The following is a 23,042-nucleotide window of genomic DNA, read 5'->3' as shown; positions in this document are numbered from 1 at the left end:
CCGACCCTGACCGCTGCGGCAAGTTCAACTCGCGGGTGTTATCCCTGCTGGGCTTTCAGGAACTGCTCCAGTGCTGCGAGGTCGTCGGTGTTAATGTGGTCAACACCTGCCCGTGGAGTTCGGTCCAGACAGCATCGCGTGCCGCGCCCGGCTGGTCCGGGGTCGCCCAGAAGCGGACCCGGTAGCCCTTGGTGTGGGCATCCGCGACGTAGGCGTGCAGTTTGGCGCGTTCCGCCTCGGGCATCGGGCCAGCACCCTGCCAGCTGAACAGCTTTGTCCAGTTGTCACTGATCAGCGGCATGAGCGTTGCGGGGATCCCGGGGGCAAGGTCGGAGGAGCGTCCGTCGAAAAACCCGTAGCGTTTGTCCTCTGCCTGCATGGTGGTCAGTGGTCTGTTGCCGCTGACCACGGCGGTCACCGGGCCGGTGTGGACTTTTCCCTTGCTGTAGTTGGTCATCAGGGCCGGGTGCTTGCGCAGTTCCTGCTCGATCGCGGCGTAGGTGCTTTCGCCGTCGCTCTTGATGTCGATCAGCAGCTGCAGGCTGCCGTCCCAGCCCGGATAGACACTGTGGCCATTCCGCCGGACGACGTCGTCCAATGGATCCAGGTAAAGGCTCAGCAGCGGCTGGCCCAGCACAACATCCCGGGATGCGGGGGCAGCAGACGAAGGAACCGCGATTCCGGTCAGGGATGCCAGGGCCACGAGCGCGGCGGCAGCACTTCTTGCAAACACGCGATTCTCCTTGGTGCGGTTGAGCGGGTGTGGTTCAACTCGGCGGATCGGACGCGCCGATGCCTCAATCAGGTTCCCCGATCCGCACCAACAGGGAGAATCCGCGTGGTGGAGGGCCGGTAAACAACAGTGAACGGCCCCGCTGAGCCCCTTGCCTGGCTGCCCGTTCGGGCCGTGAAACGCGGTGTGAACAGTCGGCGAAGGCCTGCCGAACTGGGGCGCATGCGTGGCCGGAGCCGGTGCGGGGAAGGTAGTTTCGAACCATGACATCTCCCTCATTGCGATGGGGCAGGGCTGCGATCGCCGCCGTTGCCCTTGGACTTCCTGCCGCCTTCCTTACCCCAACAGGCGTGTCCTTCGCAGACGCCGCAGCGCCGGCATCCCAGGAGGACGGACAGCAGGACGGCCGGAAGCTGGAGCTTGGCGCCCCGGATCTTCCCGAGACGCGCACCGTCACCACGTTGGCCCCTGGACTGACACGGACCTCCATCACCCGCGGCGCTCCGGATGCCTCCCTGTTCTGGACCGCCGAAGTGGCCATCCCGTCCACATCTGCCGATCCTGACGCCCCGGCCTCTGCACTGTCCGATGAAGCAACGGCCCAGGCGGTAGCGCGCAAACTCCGGGCCGCCGGAGTCCAGGTCCGGGTTGAGCACGTCCAGTCCCCCCAACTCGCCGACGCCGGCGGAGACCTTGGCTACCGCGTCCGGGCCGGAGCGTTTCAATCCAGGGCCGACGGCACAGCCACGATCAGCCAGACCAGGGCAGCAGGCTATAACGCCTCCGCCGTGTACACCGGCTGGGACGGCGACGCCGGGACCACAGGCACAACCCGCGGTCCATGGAAGCTCGAAGTCCTCACCCTCGATCCGAAGCTGTTCCGGGGAGCGCTCACTTCCGGTTTCGGCCCGGACCTGCAGGACCGGGAAACCACAAGCCAGCTCGCGACGGCCGAAGATGCCCTGGCGGCGGTGAACGGCGGATACTTCGTCCTGGACCCGAAGGCCGGGGCGCCGGGCGACCCGGCCGGGACCGCCGTCGTCGATGGCAAACTGCTCAGCGAACCGGTGGGCGACCGGCCATCTCTCGTCATCAATGGCAAGAAGAACGAATCTTCAATCAAACGGCTGACATGGACCGGACGTATCTCCTCTCCCGGCCACGGCACGTCTGTGGCCCTGGACGGCCTCAACCGGGTACCGGGGCTGATCCGCAACTGCGGAGGTACCGGTGATCTCCCCACCAATCTGCCGCGCCACGACGCCACCTGCACGGACCCTGACGAGACCGTCGCCTTTAGCGGCGAGTTCGGTCCCGCCACGCCGTCCGGTCCAGGACTGGAAGTCCTCCTGGACCAACACGGCACGGTGACAGCCATCAACGCCGCCCGGGGTACAGCCGTTCCGTCCGGCGGAAGGACCCTGCAGGCCACCGGAGCGGACGCGCCCAAGCTCAAGGACGTCGCAACCCTCGGCAAACACCTCAATGTCGAGTCCGGGCTGACCAATGAAGCCGGCAAGGAAGAGAAGACGGGCGGGGACACATCGGTCGTCAACGGCGGGCCGATGCTCGTGTCCGGCGGCGCCGAGAACATCACGGCCCGACGCGACGGCATGGTCCATTCCGGAGACAGCAACAGCTTCTATTACGGCTGGGTCCACAAGCGCAACCCCCGGACCATCGCTGGCGTCGACGCCCGGGGGCGCACCCTCCTGGCCACGGCCGACGGACGCCAAACCACATCGCTAGGGCTCAGCATCAAAGAAGCAGCCGACGTCGCCCGGTCCCTGGGGATGGTGGACGCCATCAACCTCGACGGCGGAGGCTCCACCACCATGGTCGCAGACGGCCAGGTGGTCAACTCGCCCTCCGATGCGGCAGGTCAGCGTCCGGTGGGCGACGCGCTGCTGGTCCTCCCGCGCCGCAGGGACTGATGGGACAGGTGCCGCGGCTGCGGAGCGGCGGCCACCGACTTGAAGGCCGGGTAGGCGATGACGGTGCCGTTCAAGAGCACGACGCCGGGTACCCCCGGGAATTGCGGCGTGGACGAGACCCGGCGCATGCTGCGCGAGGATGGTGACGTGACCGCCCGTCCCGCTCGCCACGGATCCTACAAATGCAACTGACAAGTTTCCTGGGCGCAGCGCTGCCAGTGGCTGCTGCCGCAGGGGTCGCGGTGAGTGCCGCGTGTTTGCTGGTGCCTGCGCTGCGAGGGAGTCTCCATCTCCGCTACGTCCCGCTGGTCGCCCTCTTGGCTTCGCTGCTGGCGCTGCCCACGCCCGGAGCCAGTGCCGCTACGGTAGCCCTTGTCTTCGTGGCGGGCGTGATCGTCGTCGTCCGGGGGCTCGTCCCGCCGGTACGGTTTCCGCGCCCGACAGGACCGTACGGCGTCGGCACGGTTGTCCATCGATGGAGCGACCCGGGCCGTCCCGAGATTCTCTCCGAGGACCCGGATGAGATCCGCGAGATTGTTGCGCAGATCTGGTATCCCTATCGTGCCACGTCGGGGCCGCGGTCCCGGTACATGGAAGATGCGGGCGCCGTCTTCAGCTCCCTGCTCGCGGCGCTCAAAGACGTGACGGGCGGTCGGACTGCCCTGCCCGCGTGGCTGCTCGGGCATCTCGGCCACACAGCCACAAACGCGATCCTCGAAGCCAGTATCGCGCCCGAAGAGACCCCATACCCGGTGGTTGTGTACCTGTCGGGCCTTGGTGGCTTTCGCACTTCCAACACGGTGCAGGTCGAGGAACTCGCCTCACACGGCTACGTCGTCGTCGGTATCGACCAGCCGTATATCTCGGCCAGCGCGGCCGCCACGTCAGGCGGCCGTCGCATCCCGATGCTTCCGCGCACGCGACTGTATGCCCGCCACGATCCCGGCGTGGTCATCGCGCACTTGGCTCCGGATGTCGATCTCGTGCTCGCGAGACTCGATGACCTGCACGGGGCCGGACAGGACGAGGTGGCGCTCAACGTCGACCTGCGACGCGTCGGCGTGTTCGGAATCTCGCTCGGGGGGAAGATCGCGGCCGAGGCGTGCCGGCGGAACGAGCGCATCGGCGCGTGTCTGATGTACGACGCAGCGATGCCCGCGAGCGTGGTCGCCTCCGGGCTGCGCGCGCCTGCCATGTGGTTGACCCGTCCGGTCGCCGATATGCGGCGGGAGCACCGACGCTCGGGCGGGTGGGACGACGACGTCATCGAAGAGACGATCACCAGCACAGCGCAGACGCTGGCGAAACAGCCGCAGGGCACCGGGTTCCACATCGCGATCTCGGGAATGTCACACATCGACTTCACCGACGCCCCCTCATGGGCGCCGCTCCTCGCCAGAATGGGCCCATCGGGATCGATCGGCGTACGGCGAGCCCGCACGATCGTCAACGCATTCACGCTCGCCTTCTTCGACGCGACCTTGCGGGGCATCGGGGTTCCGCTGCCAGACAACACCCGATTTCCCGAGGTCGAGTGCACCGTGTATTGAGTGCGCAGTTAATTGACTGCACCGGCATTCAATAACTTCCTGACCGCCTGCAGCACACCAACAACCGGCGTTAAGGCCTCAGGCCAACGGGGCGGCCTGCCGTCAACATCGTGTCGGTACCGCCAGATGGGTCAAGTCTTCGTCTTGCCCTGGAGTCCGCCAGGGCCACATCCGACGTCACAACACTGGAGTGCAAATATTCCGAAGCCGTTGGGTGCCCCGTCAAAGTGGAATTAGGGGACGTTGTATCTGCCGGTCCCTGATAGTGACGGCCCCCGGAGTCTTTCTGGTTCGACGACGGCGGCACCCTCATCGGGTCCGTGTCCCTCACCTGCCCGGCCGACGGCGGCACATAGGCTCAATTGATGGACGCGAACCCGCTGGCGGAGCTGGAAGGGCAGACCTCGATTAACGAACTGCTCGACGAACCAGTCGGAGCCTGCCCAGTCCAGCTGCCGCTACCGATCAAGTTCCAGTTGGCGGCAGTCCGGCGCGTGTCCTGAGACCCTGGCGCGTCCCGGGCCCAACGCCTCCGGACGGCAGGCTGGCGAGTAGTCGTGCGCTGGAAACGGGTAGCGGCTACGGTGTTCGGAACGGCGGCCGTCAGAGGAACATAGGCCTATGACCACCTACATCGTTGAAGCCGCGGCCTTGGATCATCGCTGTCAGTGTTGCGGTGACATTGCGGAAGATCTGTTTTGTGGAGGCTGCGACCCTCATCTGGACCCGTCCACTGAAGTTGCGGTATCCGCAGCAGAATAAGCACCAAGGTTCGGGGACTAACAGCAGATTCACTGATTTCTGCCGCACAGACGCTCCCGGTCAACCTCCCCGCGTGCCTACTGGGCAACCCAGCCGAAATTTCGCTGGCTCTCACAGCAGCTGGCCAAGCCTCTGGTGGCGCCCGTACCGGGTTTCTTTACAAAATTCGGGGTGCGGCATCAAGGTTCGGCCAACGGGAGACGAGCACGGCCTCGACTGCGAACCGCCCGGTAATCCGGTTGACGCGCCGGTCCTGCCGCGAGCAAATGAGTGCTGCCGTGAGGTCCCCTCAGCTGTTGTCGAGTTTGGTCAAAAGTGATGCAAGAATCTGACGTTCCGTGCTGTCAAGGCCTTGCAGCAGTTCGTGTTCCGTTTGCACGTGGGCGGACAGGGCGCCGTCGACGATGTCCTTGCCGCGGTCGGTGAGCAGGACTTGTTTTCCCCGCCCGTCGACGGTGCTGGGGGTGCGGGAGACGAGGCCCTGGCTTTCCAGCCTGTTCAGCCGCTGGGCGGTGGCACTCGAGGTAACCATTGAACTCGCGGCCAGGTCTTTCGGTGTCAGGACAAACGGGGATCCCGTGCGGCGCAACGTCGCCAGGACATCGAAACCGGCCGCGTCCAGACCGTGTTCGGCGAAGGTGTGTGCCAATCGCTCCTCGAAACGCCGGGCAACGCGGGACAGGCGCCCCACGACTGCCATGGGGGACACATCGAGATCCGGCCGTTCTCGGTCCCATTGTTCGAGGATCAAATCCACCTGATCGGTCATAGGATCCACACTAGCAATTAGCTAAGTGCTGAGCTATCTTAGCTAAGTGCTTAGCAATAAATGGATGGTCCTTCTTGTGACCGCTCTCGCGCCCTGTGTGTGGGGGACGACGTATGTAGTGACCGCGGAGCTTCTGCCTCCTGGCCGGCCTCTCCTGGCGGCACTGCTGCGTTCGCTCCCTGCTGGACTGGTGCTGCTTGTGGTGGTCCGGCGACTGCCCCGGGGGAGCTGGTGGTGGAAGGCGCTGCTATTGGGTGCCTTGAACATCGGGGTCTTCTTTGCGTTGCTGTTTATTGCGGCGTACCGGCTGCCGGGTGGGGTGGCGGCCACGATCGGTGCCGTGCAGCCACTGCTGGTGACAGTATGCGCCTCCCGGTGGATCGGCGAAAAACTCACGACGAAGAAAATCGTCCTGGGCCTTGTCGGAGTGGCGGGGGTCGCTCTCCTGGTCCTGCAGGCTCAGGCGCGGCTGGACACCGTAGGAGTTGCCGCTGCACTGGGCGGTGCGCTGGCGATGGCTGCCGGTGTGGTGTTGAGCAAGAAATGGGGACGGCCCGGCACTCTCCTAACCACCACGTCATGGCAGCTCATCGGCGGTGGCATCGTCCTGACACCCCTGGCTCTGATCATCGAAGGGCCGCCACCGGAATCCTTCACCGCTGCGAACGTCTCCGGCTACCTGTACCTGGGCATCATCGGCACGGCTGTCGCCTACACGCTTTGGTTCCGCGGGATCCATCTCATGCCGGCATCCACTACTGCATTCCTCGGCCTCCTCAGCCCGCTGGTCGCGACACTGTGCGGATGGATCGTCCTCCATGAAACCCTTACCCCCGGGCAGCTCGTCGGAGCAGCCATCATCCTCGCCACGCTCATCACCACCGGGGCAAGCTTCGGGACGGGAAAGAACCGGCCCGAGCCATCCGCGCTCCGGGCCACCGCAACCGGACGGCGCCGGTTCCCATATATCCGAAGTTGAATATCCCGCAGCTGCCGCTGACGAATGAACTGGCCCAGTATCCGGCAACGTTGGCGAGCTCCTGATCGACGGCGTCCAGGGTGCCGAGTTAGTCTCTATGCCTGGCCACTACGGCGATGCTGGTCCCGAACCGCTTCCGCTGTCGTTCCGCCGGGCCCAGCGCAGCGTCCGGCGGACGATGAGCGTTGCGACGATGACGACCATCACCATCACCATCACCATAATCGCCAGGAGCACCATGACGTGCCATCCTTCGAGTCTCATCGGTTCCCATTCCCCTTCGGATGATTTGAGCCGACTCTACCCCCTGGACGGGATACCTGGCTGTATGGCCTGCACGACGGCGGCCGGGGCCTTCGACGGCGCGGGTGCACCGCGGCCTGGGCCCGGGTAAGCTGCCCGGCGTCCGGCCGGCGGCGGCACATAGGCTCGATTCATGGACGCGAACCCGCCGGCGGAACCGTTTCCCGCCGCAAACCTATCAACGACCGATTCAGCGGGGCGTGGCCAGGGGGCCTGGCCGCGGGAGAGGACCTGACCGACTGCTTCCCGCCTGCGTGGGTCGATGTGGTCTACAACGTGGCTCTCCTACACCTGGACCGTGCACCGCTAGGCCGCATCTCTTCCGACTTCGGTGCCCAACAGATAGTGTTGGTTCATGGAGACGAAAAGGACTACCACTGAACAGACGGTCATCCTGAAAAGCGGCGGCCGGGAGTTTACAGTCAAGGTCCGGAACGGGGTCGGGCTGATTCCCAAAGGCCTGGCCCAGGTGCACACGCGCCGACCGGCGAGTTCCAAAGCGCGCGCGAAGGCGCCGGTAGAGACGATCACAATCAACCTGGGCGGTTTGAAAAAGGACGCTCCGGACTACGGACCGGGCGCCATGACGCAGCGACTCGTCAACGCCCTCGGGAACAACACCGTTGCCGCACTCCTGGGCGTCAACAAGGATCGTCCGAGCCGGTGGGCGTCCGGCAAAGATGCACCGAACGATGAGAACCGTGCCCAGCTGGCCGACCTGGACGCCCTGGTGGGCCATCTCCACAGCGCATTCACCCCGGCCCAGGCCATCTTGTGGCTGGAGGGCCACAACTCCCACCTCGGTGCCCGGCCCATCGATGTCTACCGGCTCGAAGGTGCAGCACCGGTGATCGAGGCGATCCGCGCCCACGAGCAGGGAGCCTTCGCCTAGTGGAATTCTGGCGCGTGCTGAACTATCACCCGGCGGCCGCTGACACCTCCGCGAACGGGCATCCCCTCTACATCTGGCCCAGACAGGGTTCCGGGCGGGTCGATGACCCTGACCGGGACTATCTGGTGCTCTATGTCGGCGATTCTCCGGAGGGTGCCATTGCTGAAGCCCTCGGCGACTACTCGGTCTGGAAGCCGGAAGTCCTGGATCCGTCGCCGGGGACGCCTGCCGGGACGGTAAAAGCCCTTGTGAAGTACGAGGGGGACCCGTCCATCCTGGATCTTGATGATCCGCAGGCGCTGCAGGACTGGTCGCTGCGGCCCAGCAGCGTTGTCTCCAAAGACCGGGCCTCCACCCAGCAGTGGGCGCGGTCCATGTACGACACCGGCGACTACGCCGGCCTGTCCTGGTGGTCCTTCTACGAGCCGCGCTGGGCAAGCTACGGACTGTGGGACGTTTCAGGGCTCAGTGTGGCCGGTGCCCCGGAGGCGCTCACCCTCAGCCACCCTGCAGTGCAGGACGCGGCGGCCCTGATCCGACGGGTGATCAGCTGACCCGGCAAGACCCGAGGGCCGGTGAGAGGGTTTCCTGACTTCGCACACATGAGAGGTAAGCAAACGGGCAACCGCCCATCTACCTCTTAGGAGAACATCATGGCCTCGATCCACGAATTCCCCGGCTCCCCGTTCCAGCGCGCACTTGCCGCTGGCGTCCGGGCCAACGTCCCGACCGGTGTTATCGGTGAGCCCGGCCAGGGCAAGACGGCCACCATGGAGTCCTCGACCTCCGGCTGGGGCCGTCACTGCGAAACCGTGATCGGCTCCAACCGTGAAGCAACCGACTTCCTGGGCTAGGTACGCTGCCTGCGCTGTCACAGTCTGCTGGTCAACGAGCGCGACAGCAATGTTGCGGGAGGGCGTTGAGTCGGAAACTAACGGACATTCGCAGGTCGGCCCGGGCCAGATTTGCGGTTCTTCGACCTAAGCACCTCAGCCGGTGCGGTCGGAATAAGTAGCCCGTAAATAGCCCTTCGTAGGATTTGCAGGCAAAACAAAACCCCGCCTTCATGGCCTAAGGCCAGTAAAGACGGGGTTTTTGTGGTGCACCCCCCGGGACTCGAACCCGGAACCCATTGATTAAGAGTCAATTGCTCTGCCAATTGAGCTAGAGGTGCATCTGTTGTTTCGTTTACCGGGCTTTTCGTTTCCCCGGTTGTTCTCCGCAACGACATGAAACTCTACACGAGATTCGATGCCGTGTGAAATCGACGTGGGCAGGGGTGGGGGTGCCTATCCGGGGAGGTTCAGAACCAGCACAAAGTCGGGGTTCTGGTTGTTGGTGAGCACCCAGAGGCGGCCGTCGGGTGACACTGAAACGTTCCGAATCCTGCCGTACTGACGGGTGAAATAGCTCACAGCTTCGCCCGCAAATTCCCCGCCGAGGGGGACAGCCCAGATTCGTTGGCCGCGGAGGGCGCCCAGGTAGGCCGTATCGCCGACTATTTCGAGTCCGCTGGGGGAGGACTCCGCCGTCGACGGCCACACGAGCTTCGCGTCAAGGAAGCCGCTGCGGTGCGGGGCGCCGGTCACGTCCGGCCAGCCGTAGTTGCCGCCGGGCACAATCAGGTTCAACTCGTCGTTCACGTCGGGACCGAATTCGCTGGCCCACAGCCGGCCGGCGCTGTCCCACGCGAGCCCCTGGACGTTGCGATGGCCGAGGCTGTACACCGGGTTGTCCCCGAACGGATTTCCCGGAGCGGGACGGCCCTCGGGCGTGAGCCGAAGGATTTTGCCGCCCAGGGCACCCGTGTTCTGTGGCTGTTCGCGGCGCTGCGAATCGCCCGTGCCGACGTACAGGTACCCGTCCGGCCCGAACCGGATCCGTCCGCCGTTGTGCGTGGACGCCTTCGGGATTCCGGCAAAGATGACTTCCGCCGGCCCCAGCCGCAACTGCCCGCCGTCGTCCTCGAGGCGCATTCGGGCGACTCTGTTGTCAGCCGCCGCCGTGAAATAGGCGTACAGGTACCGGTCCGACGCGAAATCCGGGGAGAGCGCCAACCCCAGCAGTCCGCCTTCGCCGCCGGGCACGACGTCGGGCACCCGGCCAACGATGCCGGCCCGCCCGCCGCTCACCGAGCCGCCGCTCACTGAGCCGACGCCGCCCGGTCCGCTGCTGATCGACCGGAGCAGGGCGCTGTCGCGTTCGGAAATGATGGCGGTGCCGTCGGGCAGGAAAACCGTCGACCACGGGACGCGCAACTCCGCATCGATCCGGCCGGCTACCGTCGGCGGGGCCGTATTCTGCGGAACACCCGATGCGGGGCTGCTGGCCGCAGGGCCGCCGCTGCCTGCCGGCAAAACCGGGGGACTGCCGCTGCCCGTGCAGGCCACCAGCAGAATCGAGGCGGCGGCCATCACCAGGGCACGGACGCCGGCCCGCATCGCAGTCCGGGGCGCAGCTGATGGCCTGCGCCCCGTCCTTGTCGTCATCCGCGCTCCCATTGCGGTGCGGCTCTTCTCTGCGGCCGTCAGCCGTGCCGACGACTACTGCCGTGACCGGCGGGGTGGCCGGAAGCCGGCGGCTTCGGCATGGGCAGAAGACAGGAACCAGACCTCGGCGGTGGTTTCCTCGAAAGCGGGGCTGGTGTCTTCGTGGTAGATCATCGAGGAGGCGTTGCCTTTGACGGTGAACCCTTCTGGGCCGCTGCCGTCGGCCGCGGGTGACGCCGATCCGTCGCCGTAGGGCTGGTCCAGGGCGAGATGGCCGGCCGGCTCGGCGGTGTGGCTCGCAGCAGTTTCGGCGGCGGCGGAGGACGCCGCCGTCTGTCGGGTTTCGGTCACGGCAAGGGGCGCCGGCTCTGCTGCCACTGGCCCTGCTGTCCCGGCGGCGACGGGTTCCGCGGCAGGTTCCGCCTCTGCACCCGGCGCAAAGGCAGCCTCGGCCGCGGCTGACTCCGCGCCGGGCAAAGTGGGCGCATGGGGCTCGGTGTACTCGGGGTGATGTACCGGGATGGCAGCCGCCGTCGGCTCTTCCGCCTGCGGCCCGGCAGCCGCGCCCCCTCCCGCCACCGTGTCGACGTGTGCCGTGGATCCGCCGTGAACCGGCTCATGGCGGACCGCCGCCTGCGGCTCGGCCGCTGGTGTCTCCGACCATTGGGTCTCCCACTCGGTGCTCGCCGGCGCCGGGGGCTCGCCCGCATCCGGAACCGTTGGAGCGGCCGCCGCCGCTGCCGGGTCCGGATACGGCGCCTCCGCTGGCGGCTCTGCCGCCGCCGTGTCTTCTGCCGTGGTGGGCGGCTCGGGTTCGGCCTGGCTGAAGCCGGCAGCCGTGGGTATCCCGGTGGTGGCGGCTGCGGTTGCGGACGCCGCGGCACCTCCACCGGAGAGGGCGCCGCCGTGTCCGGTATCAGGAATCGAAGCGGGTTTGGAGGCTTGCGCGGAAGCGGTTGTGCCGCCTCCGGCCGATGAGTCGCTGCCGCCGCGGGAGTTGTTGCGGTTCAGCAGCCACCAGACGACGGCGACAATCGCCACGATGACGACGAGCCAGATAATCCAGTCCATAGCAAGGCCTTTCTGTCCAGAGGGCAGTTCCATAAGGCAAGGTTGCCGTTGCTCGACGGTACGTCTGGGCCGAGCCGGCTGTCCAGCAGTGACGGACATGCCCTGTAGCCTCACATCATGGATTTCAAGCGACTGCGGATACTCCGGGAGTTGGCGGACCGCGGCACGGTCGGCGCCACCGCCGAGGCCATGAAGGTGACGCCCTCCGCGGTCTCACAACAGCTCAAGACCCTGCAGGAGGAACTCGGGGTGGTCCTGGTGGAGAAATCCGGCCGGGGAGTGCGGCTCACCGAGGCCGGTTTTGCGATGGCGGGAGCCGCCGCCGAGGTGGCCACCGCCATGGCGCGAGCGGAGGCCACCATCGACACGTACCGGCTCGGCTGGCAGACGCACGTCAAAGCGGCCTTCTTTCCCAGCGCCGCCGAAATGTTCCTCCCGGGGCTCCTGCACCGGGTCAAGGCCATCGACGGGCTCCGTTTCGAGGCGCACTTTGAAGACCCGAACGTGGCGGGCTTCGCAGGCCTCACTGCCGACTACGACGTAGTCCTGGCCCACAGCGTGGACGGCCCTGAAGTGTTTGCCCGGCTGGGTCTCACAGTGGTCCCGCTGCTGGATGAGCCGCTCGACGTCGCCATGCCGGAGGGCCATGTGCTCGCCGGCAAAGCTACCCTGCGGGCGGAAGACGTCATCGGCTTCCCCTGGATGGGCGTGCCCGACGGTTTCCCCTTCGACACCGTGCTGCGCCAGATCGAGGTTCAGGCCGATTCCCCGGCCGTCCGCGCCCAGCTCTTCCCCGACCTGCGGGTCCTTGAGGCCTTGGTCAGTGCCGGGCACGGCCTCAGCCTGCTGCCCCGCTACACGGCGCTGAAAAACCAGGGGAGGGGCTTTGTCCTCCGGCCGCTTGCGGGGGTCAAGGCCCGCCGCAGCATCGTCGCCCTGGCGCGCCCCGACGTCGCGGCCCGGACCACCATCCAGCAGGTCCTCACGATGCTCAAGGCGGAGGCGCAGGCCGTGGCCGAAGCCCCCGAGCTGCGTGACGCGGCGCACCTGAACTGAGCCGGAACAAACGGCCGAGTCCATCAGGTGAGACGAGAGTCCACTATTTGATCGAAATATTCCCGCTATTACGCTTAATGGTCCGTTCGGGGTCGTCCCCGTCCACGGCGGAGCCCTAGACTTTAGGCCATGAGTGAGGACACCCGAACAGCAGCAGGCACCAAACCGGACATCAAGCCCCGCAGTCGGGTGGTCACCGATGGCATCCACGCCGCACCGTCGCGCGGAATGCTCCGGGCTGTCGGCATGGGGGATGACGACTTCGCCAAACCGCAGATTGGTGTCGCCAGCTCCTGGAACGAAATCACGCCCTGCAACCTCTCCCTGAACCGGCTCGCCCAGGGCGCCAAGGAAGGCGTCTTCGCCGCCGGCGGCTTCCCCATGCAATTCGGCACCATCTCCGTCTCCGACGGCATCTCCATGGGCCACGAGGGCATGCACTTCTCCCTGGTGTCCCGCGAAGTCATCGCCGATTCGGTCGAAACCGTGATGCAGGCCGAGCGGATCGACGGCTCGGTGCTGCTGGCCGGCTGCGACAAGTCCCTGCCCGGCATGCTGATGGCAGCCGCCCGGCTGGACCTCGCCTCGGTCTTCCTCTACGCCGGGTCCATCATGCCCGGCTGGGTCAAGCTTGAGGACGGCTCCGAAAAGGAAGTCACCCTGATCGACGCCTTCGAAGCCGTGGGCGCCTGCGCCGCCGGCAAGATGAGCCGCGGGGACCTGGACCGCATCGAGCGGGCCATCTGCCCGGGCGAGGGTGCCTGCGGCGGCATGTACACGGCCAACACCATGGCCTGCATCGGCGAAGCACTGGGCATGTCCCTCCCCGGCTCCGCCGCTCCGCCGTCCGCCGACCGCCGCCGCGACGTTTTTGCGCACAAATCGGGCGAGGCCGTGGTGAACCTGCTCCGGCTCGGCATCACCGCCCGCGACATCATGACGAAGAAGGCCTTCGAGAACGCCATCGCCGTCACCATGGCCTTCGGCGGCTCCACCAACGCCGTGCTGCACCTGCTGGCCATCGCGCGCGAGGCAGAAGTGGACCTGAGCCTGGAGGACTTCAACCGCATCGGCGACAGGATCCCGCACCTGGGTGACCTTAAGCCGTTCGGCCGTTACGTCATGACCGACGTGGACAAGATCGGCGGCGTGCCGGTCATTATGAAGGCACTGCTCGACGCCGGCCTGATCCACGGCGACTGCCTCACCGTCACGGGCAAAACGGTGGCCGAGAACCTCGCCGCGATCAACCCGCCGGATCCCGACGGCAAGGTGCTCCGCGCCATGGACAACCCGATCCACAAGACGGGCGGCATCACCATCCTGCACGGTTCCATGGCGCCGGAAGGCGCCGTCGTGAAGAGCGCAGGCTTCGACGCCGACGTCTTCGAGGGTTCCGCCCGCGTGTTCGAGCGGGAACAGGGCGCCCTGGACGCACTCAACAACGGCCAGATCAAGGCCGGCGACGTCGTTGTCATCCGCTATGAAGGGCCCAAGGGCGGACCGGGCATGCGCGAAATGCTCGCTATCACCGGTGCCATCAAGGGCGCCGGTCTCGGCAAGGATGTCCTGCTGCTGACCGACGGCCGCTTCTCCGGCGGAACCACCGGACTGTGCATCGGCCACGTCGCCCCGGAAGCGGCCGACGGCGGCCCCATCGCCTTCGTCAGGGACGGCGACAGGATCCGCGTGGATATTGCGGCCCGCACCTTCGACCTGCTCGTGGACGACGCGGAGCTCGAGGGTCGCAAGGCAGGCTGGGAGCCCCTGCCGGCGAAGTTCACCAAGGGCGTGCTCGCCAAGTACGCCAAGCTGGTCCACAGCGCCTCCACGGGCGCTTACTGCGGCTAGCAGAGCTCGGGGACCAACAGGTGGACAATGAAGTCCAGATAGTGAGACGAGAGCCGTGCTCGTTGACACTCGTCTCACTCAGAGGGAAAACTGAATGCATGATCGCATTCGTTACCACCGGCGTCGTCGTCGTACTTACCAAGCGCGTGGCTCACTAGCCCGGCCGGTAACGAACCGTCACGCGCAACCCCTCGAAGAGCCGTCAGGCTGAGGGGTTTTTTTGTTTCCCGCAGCACAGCCAGCACTACGCACCAGCACAGCGCCTTCACCGCAGTTCCAAGATCACTGAAGATCCACCTCTGCAGTTCCACGATTACCAGATCCACAAAGGAAGAGTCCGATGAGCAAAGGATCGCCGATCAGCCCCGCGCTGATGGCCACGAAGTCCGCTGGAGCCACCAAGGCTCCGGAACGCGCCGAGCGTCCGGCTGCCGCCGGCGTCGACACTGCTGCCGCCGTCTCCCTTGTCCCCGGGCCGAACAACGTCGTACCCCCGACAGCGATGACCGGCTCACAAGCAATTGTCCGCTCGCTCGAGGAACTCGGCGTGGACGATATTTTTGGTTTGCCAGGTGGTGCGATCCTGCCCACCTATGACCCCCTGATGGCCTCCCGAATGAACCACATTCTGGTCCGTCACGAACAGGGCGCCGGCCACGCCGCGCAAGGCTACGCCATGGTCACCGGACGGGTTGGCGTCTGCATCGCCACCTCGGGCCCCGGCGCCACCAACCTCGTGACCGCCATCATGGATGCCCACATGGACTCGGTACCGATGGTGGCCATCACCGGACAGGTCGCCAGCGCCGTCATCGGCACCGATGCCTTCCAGGAAGCGGACATCGTCGGCATCACCATGCCGATCACCAAGCACTCCTTCCTCGTCACGGACCCGAACGAGATCCCGCACGTCATGGCCGAGGCCTTCCACCTCGCCTCGACAGGCCGGCCGGGCCCCGTGCTGGTGGACGTCGCCAAGGACGCCCAGCAGGGCCAGATGACCTTCTCTTGGCCGCCCAAGATCGATCTGCCCGGCTACCACCCCGTGCTCCGCGGCCACAACAAGCAGCTGCGCGAAGCCGCCCGGCTCATCGCGGCGGCCAGCAAGCCCGTGCTCTACGTGGGCGGCGGCGTGGTCAAGGCCCATGCCTCGGCGGAACTGCTGGAACTCGCCGAGCTCTCCGGCGCCCCCGTGGTCACCACCCTGATGGCCCGCGGCGTTTTCCCGGACTCGCACCCGCAGCACGTCGGCATGCCCGGCATGCACGGCACCGTGTCCGCCGTGACCGCGCTCCAGCAGTCCGATCTGCTGATCACCCTCGGCGCGCGCTTCGATGACCGGGTGACGGGCATCCTGAAGTCCTTCGCCCCCAACGCCAAGGTCATCCACGCGGACATCGACCCGGCGGAAATCTCCAAGAACCGCACGGCCGACGTCCCGATCGTCGGCTCGGTCAAGGAGATCATCCCGGAACTGAGCGAGGCCCTGCGGGCGCAGTTCGCGGCTACCGGCGCCCCGGACCTGAGCAACTGGTGGGTGTTCCTGAACAACCTCAAGGAGACCTACCCGCTCGGCTGGACCGAACCGGAGGACGGCCTGGTGGCACCGCAGCGGGTGATCGAACGCATCGGAGCCCTCACCGGCCCCGAGGGCGTGTACGTCGCCGGCGTGGGACAGCACCAGATGTGGGCCTCGCAGTTCATCAAGTACGAACGCCCGCACGCCTGGCTGAACTCCGGCGGGGCCGGCACCATGGGCTACGCCGTGCCGGCGGCCATGGGCGCCAAGGTGGGCGAGCCGGACCGGGTAGTCTGGGCGATCGACGGCGACGGCTGCTTCCAGATGACCAACCAGGAACTGGCCACCTGCGCCATCAACAAGATCCCGATCAAGGTGGCCATCATCAACAACTCCTCCCTCGGCATGGTGCGCCAGTGGCAGACCCTGTTCTACGAGGGCCGCTACTCCAACACCGACCTCAACACCGGCCACGACACCGTCCGCATCCCGGACTTCGTCAAGCTGGCGGACGCCTACGGCTGCGCGTCGTTCCGCTGCGAGCGCGACGAGGACATCGACGCCACCATCCAAAAGGCGCTGGCGATCAACGACCGCCCCGTGGTGGTTGATTTCGTCGTCAGCCCCAACTCCATGGTGTGGCCGATGGTCCCCGCCGGAGTCAGCAACGACCAGATCCAGGTTGCCCGCAACATGACCCCGGACTGGGAAGAAGAGGACTGAACATGACTACCCGCCACACACTATCCGTGCTGGTCGAAGACAAGCCCGGTGTGCTGACCCGCGTGGCCAGCCTCTTCGCCCGCCGCGCCTTCAACATCCACTCCCTGGCCGTGGGCCCGACGGAAGTTCCGGGCATGTCCCGGATGACCGTCGTCGTCGACGCCGACGGGGTACTGGTCGAACAGATCACCAAGCAGCTGAACAAGCTGGTCAACGTGATCAAGATCGTCGAGCTCACCCCCGAATCGTCCGTACAGCGCGACCACATCCTGGTCAAGGTCCGTGCGGATGCCGCAAACCGGCTGCAGGTTACCCAGGCTGCAGACCTGTTCCGCGCTGCCGTGGTGGACGTCTCCACCGAATCGGTGGTCATCGAGGCCACGGGCCACCCCGAAAAGCTCTCGGCCCTGCTCTCCGTGCTGGAGCCTTTCGGCGTCCGCGAAATCGTGCAGTCCGGCACCCTGGCCGTGGGCCGGGGATCCCGCTCCATGAGCGACAGGGCCTTACGCTCCGCGTAAAGGACAGCCTAGGCAGCACCACCACCAGTTTTTCCCGATACGCACCACAAGAATCCACTCAAAGGAGACACCCCAGTGACTGAAATGTTCTACGACGACGACGCCGACCTGTCGATCATCCAGGGCCGCACCGTCGCCGTCATCGGTTACGGCTCCCAGGGCCACGCCCACGCCCTCAGCCTGCGCGATTCCGGTGTTGACGTCCGCGTCGGCCTGAAGGAAGGCTCCACGTCCCGCGCCAAGGCCGAGGCCGAGGGCCTGCGCGTGCTGAATGTCGCCGAGGCCGTGGCCGAAGCCGACCTCATCATGGTCCTCACCCCGGACCAGGTCCAGCGCCACGTCTACGCCGAGGACATCGCCCCGAACCTGCAGCCGGGCGACGCCCTGTTCTTCGGCCACGGCTTCAACATCCGCTACGGCTACATCAAGGCCCCGGCCGACGTCGACGTCGCCCTTGTTGCCCCCAAGGGCCCGGGCCACATCGTCCGCCGCGAGTTCGAGGCCGGCCGCGGCGTGCCGGACCTGATCGCCGTCGAGCAGAACCCGTCCGGCAAAGCCAGGGAACTGGCCCTGTCCTACGCCAAGGCCATCGGCGGCACCCGCGCGGGTGTTATCGAGACCACGTTCACCGAAGAGACCGAAACCGACCTCTTCGGCGAGCAGGCTGTCCTCTGCGGCGGCGCCTCGCAGCTGGTCCAGTACGGCTTCGAGGTCCTCACCGAAGCCGGCTACAAGCCCGAGGTGGCCTACTTCGAGGTCCTGCACGAGCTCAAGCTGATCGTGGACCTGATGGTTGAAGGCGGCATCGCCAAGCAGCGCTGGAGCGTCTCGGATACCGCAGAATACGGCGACTACGTTTCCGGCCCGCGGGTCATCACCCCGGACGTGAAGGAAAACATGAAGGCGGTCCTGGCGGACATCCAGGACGGCACCTTCGCCAAGCGCTTCATCGACGATCAGGACGCCGGAGCCCCCGAGTTCAAGGCCCTGCGCCAGAAGGGCGAGGACCACCCGATCGAGGCGACCGGCCGCGAACTGCGCAAGCTGTTCTCCTGGATCAAGAACGAAGACGACTACACCGAAGGCTCAGTAGCCCGCTAGGCACTGACCGGCAGGGAAGCCGGACACCCACCCTGGGGTCCGGCTTCCCTGCTTTTCTGCACCACCTTTTCTGCACCACCCGCACTGCAGACGCTGCGCAACAATCCGCGCCTGTTATACAAGAGAGCTAAAGAGGTCACCGGTGACTAGCACCAAACCTGTAGTACTCCTCGCTGAGGAACTTTCGCCCGCCACGATCGAGGCCCTGGGCCCGGACTTTGAAATCCGCCAGACCGACGGCGCCGACCGTTCCCAGCTGCTCTCCGCGATCGCCGACGTCGACGCGATCCTGGTCCGCTCCGCCACGCGGCTGGACGCCGAGGCGATTGCCGCCGCGAAAAACCTCAAGGTGATCGCCCGCGCCGGCGTCGGCCTCGACAACGTCGATATCAAAGCCGCCACCCGGGCCGGCGTTATGGTGGTCAACGCGCCCACCTCCAACATCGTCTCCGCCGCAGAACTCACGGTCGGCCACATCCTGAGCCTCGCCCGCCACATCCCGCAGGCGTCCGCCGCGCTCAAGGACGGCGAGTGGAAGCGCTCCAAGTACACCGGCATCGAACTGTTCGAGAAGAAGATCGGCATCATCGGCCTCGGCCGGATCGGCGCCCTCGTCGCGGCCCGGCTGAAGGGCTTCGACACCAAAATCCTCGCCTACGATCCTTACATCACCTCGGCCCGGGCCGCGCAGCTCGGCGTGCAGCTGTTGACCCTCGACGAGCTCCTCGCACAGTCGGACTTCATCACCATCCACATGCCCAAGACGCCCGAGACAGTTGGCATGCTCGGCGCGGAATCCTTCAAGAAAATGAAGAGCACCGCGTACGTCGTCAACGTCGCCCGCGGCGGTCTGGTGGACGAGGAAGCCCTCTACGCGGCGCTGGAGTCCGGTGAAATTGCCGGCGCCGGCATCGACGTCTTCGTGGCGGAACCCAGCACCGACCTGCCCTTCTTCAAGCTCGATAACGTGGTGGTGACCCCGCACCTGGGCGCCTCCACCGACGAGGCGCAGGAAAAGGCTGGCGTCTCCGTTGCCAAATCCGTCCGGCTGGCCTTGGCCGGCGAGCTGGTGCCCGACGCCGTCAACGTTGCCGGCGGCGTCATCGACCCGGACGTCCGCCCGGGCATCCCGCTTATGGAGAAGCTGGGCCGGATCTTTACCGCCATGACCCACGCCTCGCTCACCCAGTTCGACGTCGAGGTGGCCGGCGAAATCTCCTCCCTCGACGTCAAGGTGCTGGAGCTGGCGGCGCTCAAGGGCATCTTCGCCGACATCGTGACCGAGCAGGTCTCCTACGTCAATGCCCCGGTGATCGCCGAACAGCGCGGCATCAACGTCCGCTTGATCACGACGCCGGACACGGAGTCCTACCGCAACGTCCTGACCCTGCGCGGCGCCCTCAGCGACGGCAGCCAGATCTCGGTGGCCGGCACCCTGACGGGACCCAAGCAGGTCCAGAAGCTGGTGGGAATCAACGGCTTCGAGGTGGAGATCCCCATCAGCGAACACCTGGTTGTGGTTGCCTACTCGGACCGCCCCGGCGTGATCGGCACCATCGGCCACATCCTCGGCATGAACAACATCAACATCGCCGGCATGCAGGTTGCCCGCCAGACGGAGGGCGGCCAGGTGCTCGCCCTGCTGACCATCGACAGCTCGGTTCCGCAGCAGGTCCTGGACGCCATCAAGGCCGGAATCGGCGCTGACATGGTACGCGAGGTGGATCTCGAGGACTAGCCTCGGGCATTCACGTTTCGCGTGGTGGTTACGTCGTGGCGGGATGATGAAAGTGCTCCTTATCTGGGGTCATTGAGCTTGTCTAAGAGTTCAATGTCCGCGCGGCGTCGTCTCCCTTGTGCGGGAGGATCACCAGGTTCCCGACCTTCCGGCCGGTGTCGATGCGTCGATGTGCCTCTCGCACGGATTCCAGTCCGCCGACGACCTCGGTGACCGGATCTAGGTGTCCGCTTGCAACGAGATCGAGGAGGAACGCAAAGTCCTCGCCCCGCTGAGGTGCGGGGCCCGCGAGCACACGCCCGCGGGCGCGGACCGTGTCGAGCAGGTCCGCGACAGCCAGGATGAGCGATCCGGTCGGCACCAAAAGGCGCAAGCCTTCTGCACGGGAGACGTTCCCGACCGCGTCGAAGACGACGTCGAAACGGTCGTCGAGTGTCGCAACGGGGGTCTCCGCGTAGTCGACCACCCGGTCCGCCCCCAGACGAACCACAAGATCCCGGTTCCGTGAGCTGGTGACCGCCGTCACTGTGGCGCCGAGGTGCTTGGCGAGCTGCACCGCGCTCGTCCCGACCGCGCCGGACGCTCCGTTGACGAGCACCCGCATCCCGGCCTTCACCCCCGCGCGGTCGCGGAGGAACCACAACGCCGTCGTGCCCCCGAAGAGCACCCCTGCGGCATCCACGTTCTTTACCTCGACGGGCTTGCGCACGAGCGCGCTCGCCGAGACGGCCACGTACTCGGCGTGCGCACCCATCCTCAAGCCAGTCATTCCAGCGACCTCGTCTCCCGGCAGGAACCGCGTGACATCCGGCGCGACCCGCTCGACGCGGCCCGAGAGCGTACTGCCCAGCACTCGGGCTCTCGGGCCACGGATGCCGACGCCGAGACGCGCGAGCAGGGCGAACCCCTTCGGGAAGCGGCCAGCTCGCAGGCGCGCATCGGCCGCGGTGACCGCAGCGGCCTCGACGCGGACCAACACCTCTCCACGGCGGAGCTCGGGCGTCGGCGTGTCGGATACAACGACGTGCTCCGGCGGGCCGTACCGCTCGATAGATGCTGCTCTCATGGAACCTCCCCTATGACTGTGAGTCGCTCTTCGACGAGAGTAGCCTTACGCTCGTAAGAGTTCAAGAGGCTTGCGTGAGGCGTTGTTGAAAGCCATCGAGGATGAGGTCGAGACCGACATCGAACTCGGTGCCGGCAAGTCTACGACGATGCGCTTGATCATGGGACTGGACCGGCCGACGTCGGGCACCGTCACGGTCAACGGCAAGCCCTACGGGCAGCACCGCTCCCCGCTGCGGGAGGTCGGCGCCCTGTTGCTATGCGGAGGCTCTCAGGGGCTCGAGGGCGGCTAGGACGAGGTCGAGGCCGAAGATGAACTGCTCCGCCGGGTCGAAGCCGGCAGTAACGAGCGCCGCGGCGGACTCGTTGAGGTAGGGGAACTCGTCAAGAGGAAGCTGGGGCAGGAAGACGTTCTCGGCCATGTCCGCGAGCTCATCGGCGGTGTCGAACGGCAGGCTGGCTTCCTGCAGGGCGAACCCGTAGACGTAGCTGTCGAGCAACCAGTTGGCGTGCGTCGCCATCAAGACCGGGAAGCCAGCCCTCCGCAGGCAGGCGGTGACTGCTTCGTGGTGGCGGAGGTTCGCGGGCCCCGGCGATGTCCGCGACTCCATCAGGCCGTTCGCCCACGGGTGGCGTGCGAGAACCTGTCGGGCGGATACCGCCCGCCGTCGCATCGCCGACTGCCAGTCGGTCTCTTCGGGTGGGAGCTCGATCTCCTCGAACACGATGTCGATCATGGCGTCCAGCAACTCCTCCTTGCTCGCCACGTAGTGGTAGAGCGACATCGCGCCCGCGCCGAGCGCGCCAGCCAGCCGGCGCATGCTCAGCCCGTCGACCCCCTCGCGGTCGGCGAGCCGGACCGCCTCGACCACCACCCGCTGCTTGCTCAGCCCCGCGCCTGACGCGACCTGGCGTTGTTCCCTCGCAGACATGGGTCTCCTCGCTTTCTCGAACCCCTTGACAATCGTACAGCGTACGAGCACAGTTTATCGTACAGCGTACGACGTACGGTGTACGGGCCAGCGAGGGTCGCAGCTCGGAGGTGAGGAGGCTTCTGTGGGAATCGAACAGCGATCTAATGCCGGAGCACGCCCGGTGTCGGGGGCGAGTCCGGCCGGTGCGGCGACGATGCGGATTGTTGGTGCGACGGCGATCGCGCTCGCAGCGTCGATGGCGATCCAGAACGCGATGTTCGCCGCGACCGGACCTCCCGCCTACGGGGACCCGATCGAGGAGGTGCTCGCCTGGCACCAGCAGAACCGGGTCGTGGTCGCGATCGCGGTCGGCCAGGAGGCGCTGCACCTGCCGCTGCTGCTCGGGTTCGTGACCGGTCTCCACGGGCTCGTTGGGTGTCGCGGGGGTGCGGGCGCAGACTGGTCGCGCCTCGCGGTGGCCGCGGGAGCGGCTCTCTCGGCGGTCTTCGCAATCTACAGCGTTCTGTGGATCGGAACCGTGCTGTCCGCCGGCGAGCTCGCCGAGCCGAGCCCGACGTTCGAGCTCGCCTGGCAGCTGCATGCAGCAGCGTACGCGCTGGCGCTGCCGGCGCTCGGCACCACCTTCATCGGCGCTGCGCTGGCGGCGCATACGAGCCGGCTGACGCCGCCGTGGCAGCGTCTGCTCGGCGTGGCCGGGGGAGGCCTGCTGCTCGCCGCCGGGGCGGCCAGCCTCGCGATCGCGGACGGCTCTGCGCTCCCGTTGGGGGTGGGGCTGGCCGGCCTCGCCGCCTGGCTCGTGTGGCTGCTTGTGACCGGCGTACGGCTGGTGCGCGCTCGAACAGCCGACCGTCCTGACAACGCATCGACCTACGACGAGGAGGAATGATGGGAACCGAAATCAAGGCAGCCGCGTTCGCCGCAACGCTTGGGTCGTTCGTCGAGGTGCGGCGGGGGTGCGATCGCCGATGCCGCGCTCGGGCTCGAGGGAGCGGTAGTGGGCGTCGTCTCGGCAGCACCCGAGGGAAGGTCGTGATCACCGTCTGACGACCGGACC

General features: G+C 66.4%; 22 protein-coding genes, 1 tRNA gene and 1 pseudogene. 15 read left to right on the top strand and 9 right to left on the bottom strand.

Translation table 11 applies throughout. The features are described from left to right. Positions 1-55: 55 nt before the first annotated feature. Positions 56-733 carry a hypothetical protein gene (locus RCH07_RS00780; RefSeq protein ID WP_326965553.1) on the bottom strand — a complete coding sequence of 226 codons (678 nt, stop codon included), beginning with the start codon at positions 731-733 and terminating at the stop codon, positions 56-58. A gap of 263 nt (positions 734-996) precedes the next feature. On the opposite strand from RCH07_RS00780, the gene RCH07_RS00775 reads away from it, so the two are divergent. The 3 genes from RCH07_RS00775 to RCH07_RS00765 all read left to right on the top strand — a co-directional run bounded on the left by RCH07_RS00775 (position 997) and on the right by RCH07_RS00765 (position 4,720). After that, a complete protein-coding gene (locus tag RCH07_RS00775) occupies positions 997-2,667 on the top strand; it encodes a phosphodiester glycosidase family protein (protein ID WP_326965552.1) in 1,671 nt (556 codons plus the stop codon). A 182-nt stretch (positions 2,668-2,849) separates the two neighbouring features. After that, on the top strand, positions 2,850-4,217 hold the full coding sequence (locus RCH07_RS00770; RefSeq protein WP_326965551.1) for an alpha/beta hydrolase family protein: 1,368 nt from the start codon (positions 2,850-2,852) through the stop codon (positions 4,215-4,217). A gap of 365 nt (positions 4,218-4,582) precedes the next feature. Next, a complete protein-coding gene (locus RCH07_RS00765; protein ID WP_326965550.1) occupies positions 4,583-4,720 on the top strand; it encodes a hypothetical protein in 138 nt (45 codons plus the stop codon). A 548-nt stretch (positions 4,721-5,268) separates the two neighbouring features. On the opposite strand, the gene RCH07_RS00760 is transcribed toward RCH07_RS00765, so the two are convergent. Next, positions 5,269-5,748, bottom strand: a complete 480-nt coding sequence (locus RCH07_RS00760) for a MarR family winged helix-turn-helix transcriptional regulator (protein WP_326965549.1) — start codon at positions 5,746-5,748, stop codon at positions 5,269-5,271. Between the two features lie 46 nt (positions 5,749-5,794). Here RCH07_RS00760 and RCH07_RS00755 point away from each other — a divergent pair, with 46 nt between their 5' ends. Then, a complete protein-coding gene (locus tag RCH07_RS00755) occupies positions 5,795-6,727 on the top strand; it encodes an EamA family transporter (protein ID WP_326965548.1) in 933 nt (310 codons plus the stop codon). A 108-nt stretch (positions 6,728-6,835) separates the two neighbouring features. Here the strand turns inward: RCH07_RS00755 and RCH07_RS00750 are convergent, their stop codons facing one another. Then, the gene (locus RCH07_RS00750; RefSeq protein ID WP_326965547.1) at positions 6,836-6,991 is read right to left on the bottom strand and encodes a hypothetical protein; all 156 of its coding nucleotides are present in this window, start codon (positions 6,989-6,991) and stop codon (positions 6,836-6,838) included. Positions 6,992-7,577: 586 nt separating this feature from the next. Between RCH07_RS00750 and RCH07_RS00745 the strand changes: the two genes are divergently transcribed. The 3 genes from RCH07_RS00745 to RCH07_RS00735 all read left to right on the top strand — a co-directional run bounded on the left by RCH07_RS00745 (position 7,578) and on the right by RCH07_RS00735 (position 8,776). Beyond that, positions 7,578-7,922 (top strand): hypothetical protein, encoded by a 345-nt coding sequence (locus RCH07_RS00745; protein WP_326965546.1) that lies wholly within the window; start codon positions 7,578-7,580, stop codon positions 7,920-7,922. Continuing rightward, positions 7,922-8,476 (top strand): RES family NAD+ phosphorylase, encoded by a 555-nt coding sequence (locus RCH07_RS00740; RefSeq protein ID WP_326965545.1) that lies wholly within the window; start codon positions 7,922-7,924, stop codon positions 8,474-8,476. The genes RCH07_RS00745 and RCH07_RS00740 overlap by 1 nt, the downstream gene beginning before the upstream one ends. Positions 8,477-8,575: 99 nt before the next feature. Further along, on the top strand, positions 8,576-8,776 hold the full coding sequence (locus tag RCH07_RS00735; protein ID WP_326965544.1) for a hypothetical protein: 201 nt from the start codon (positions 8,576-8,578) through the stop codon (positions 8,774-8,776). A 244-nt stretch (positions 8,777-9,020) separates the two neighbouring features. Here RCH07_RS00735 and RCH07_RS00730 read toward each other — a convergent pair. The 3 genes from RCH07_RS00730 to RCH07_RS00720 all read right to left on the bottom strand — a co-directional run bounded on the left by RCH07_RS00730 (position 9,021) and on the right by RCH07_RS00720 (position 11,482). Next, positions 9,021-9,096, bottom strand: a tRNA-Lys gene (locus tag RCH07_RS00730). A gap of 115 nt (positions 9,097-9,211) precedes the next feature. Then, positions 9,212-10,411 (bottom strand): PQQ-dependent sugar dehydrogenase, encoded by a 1,200-nt coding sequence (locus RCH07_RS00725; protein WP_326965543.1) that lies wholly within the window; start codon positions 10,409-10,411, stop codon positions 9,212-9,214. A gap of 54 nt (positions 10,412-10,465) precedes the next feature. After that, the gene (locus RCH07_RS00720; RefSeq protein ID WP_326965542.1) at positions 10,466-11,482 is read right to left on the bottom strand and encodes a sunset domain-containing protein; all 1,017 of its coding nucleotides are present in this window, start codon (positions 11,480-11,482) and stop codon (positions 10,466-10,468) included. Positions 11,483-11,599: 117 nt separating this feature from the next. Between RCH07_RS00720 and RCH07_RS00715 the strand changes: the two genes are divergently transcribed. Together RCH07_RS00715 and ilvD are read left to right on the top strand one after the other, a co-directional pair. Beyond that, a complete protein-coding gene (locus RCH07_RS00715; protein ID WP_326965541.1) occupies positions 11,600-12,538 on the top strand; it encodes a LysR family transcriptional regulator in 939 nt (312 codons plus the stop codon). A gap of 129 nt (positions 12,539-12,667) precedes the next feature. Further along, the gene (gene ilvD / locus RCH07_RS00710) at positions 12,668-14,389 is read left to right on the top strand and encodes a dihydroxy-acid dehydratase (RefSeq protein WP_326965540.1); all 1,722 of its coding nucleotides are present in this window, start codon (positions 12,668-12,670) and stop codon (positions 14,387-14,389) included. A 74-nt stretch (positions 14,390-14,463) separates the two neighbouring features. Here the strand turns inward: ilvD and RCH07_RS00705 are convergent, their stop codons facing one another. After that, the gene (locus RCH07_RS00705) at positions 14,464-14,715 is read right to left on the bottom strand and encodes a hypothetical protein (RefSeq protein WP_326965539.1); all 252 of its coding nucleotides are present in this window, start codon (positions 14,713-14,715) and stop codon (positions 14,464-14,466) included. Positions 14,716-14,729: 14 nt separating this feature from the next. On the opposite strand from RCH07_RS00705, the gene RCH07_RS00700 reads away from it, so the two are divergent. The 4 genes from RCH07_RS00700 to serA all read left to right on the top strand — a co-directional run bounded on the left by RCH07_RS00700 (position 14,730) and on the right by serA (position 19,988). Further along, positions 14,730-16,631 (top strand): acetolactate synthase large subunit, encoded by a 1,902-nt coding sequence (locus RCH07_RS00700; protein WP_326965538.1) that lies wholly within the window; start codon positions 14,730-14,732, stop codon positions 16,629-16,631. Positions 16,632-16,633: 2 nt separating this feature from the next. Further along, on the top strand, positions 16,634-17,149 hold the full coding sequence (gene ilvN / locus RCH07_RS00695; RefSeq protein ID WP_326965537.1) for an acetolactate synthase small subunit: 516 nt from the start codon (positions 16,634-16,636) through the stop codon (positions 17,147-17,149). A gap of 75 nt (positions 17,150-17,224) precedes the next feature. Beyond that, complete coding sequence (ilvC, locus tag RCH07_RS00690; RefSeq protein ID WP_326965536.1) at positions 17,225-18,250, top strand: ketol-acid reductoisomerase; 1,026 nt, start codon at positions 17,225-17,227, stop codon at positions 18,248-18,250. 142 nt (positions 18,251-18,392) lie between these two features. Beyond that, positions 18,393-19,988: a phosphoglycerate dehydrogenase gene (serA, locus tag RCH07_RS00685; protein WP_326965535.1), complete on the top strand. Its 1,596-nt coding sequence runs from the start codon at positions 18,393-18,395 to the stop codon at positions 19,986-19,988. Between the two features lie 82 nt (positions 19,989-20,070). Here serA and RCH07_RS00680 read toward each other — a convergent pair whose 3' ends face one another. Continuing rightward, entirely contained in the window at positions 20,071-21,054 is a 984-nt protein-coding gene (locus RCH07_RS00680; protein ID WP_326965534.1) for an NAD(P)-dependent alcohol dehydrogenase, read from the bottom strand. A 127-nt stretch (positions 21,055-21,181) separates the two neighbouring features. Between RCH07_RS00680 and RCH07_RS00675 the strand changes: the two are divergent. Continuing rightward, positions 21,182-21,310, top strand: a pseudogene (locus RCH07_RS00675) (ATP-binding cassette domain-containing protein); the annotation flags it as partial. Here RCH07_RS00675 and RCH07_RS00670 read toward each other — a convergent pair. Next, positions 21,311-21,985, bottom strand: coding sequence for a TetR/AcrR family transcriptional regulator (locus RCH07_RS00670; RefSeq protein WP_326965533.1), 675 nt, complete (start codon positions 21,983-21,985; stop codon positions 21,311-21,313). A gap of 124 nt (positions 21,986-22,109) precedes the next feature. Between RCH07_RS00670 and RCH07_RS00665 the strand changes: the two genes are divergently transcribed. Beyond that, on the top strand, positions 22,110-22,874 hold the full coding sequence (locus tag RCH07_RS00665) for a hypothetical protein (protein ID WP_326965532.1): 765 nt from the start codon (positions 22,110-22,112) through the stop codon (positions 22,872-22,874). Positions 22,875-23,042 lie beyond the last annotated feature (168 nt).

The sequence above is a fragment of the Arthrobacter sp. CG_A4 genome (assembly GCF_035985125.1).
GTDB lineage: Bacteria > Actinomycetota > Actinomycetes > Actinomycetales > Micrococcaceae > Arthrobacter.
Note: the sequence above shows the minus strand (reverse complement) of the source record. Positions and strands in the feature narration are given on the sequence as shown.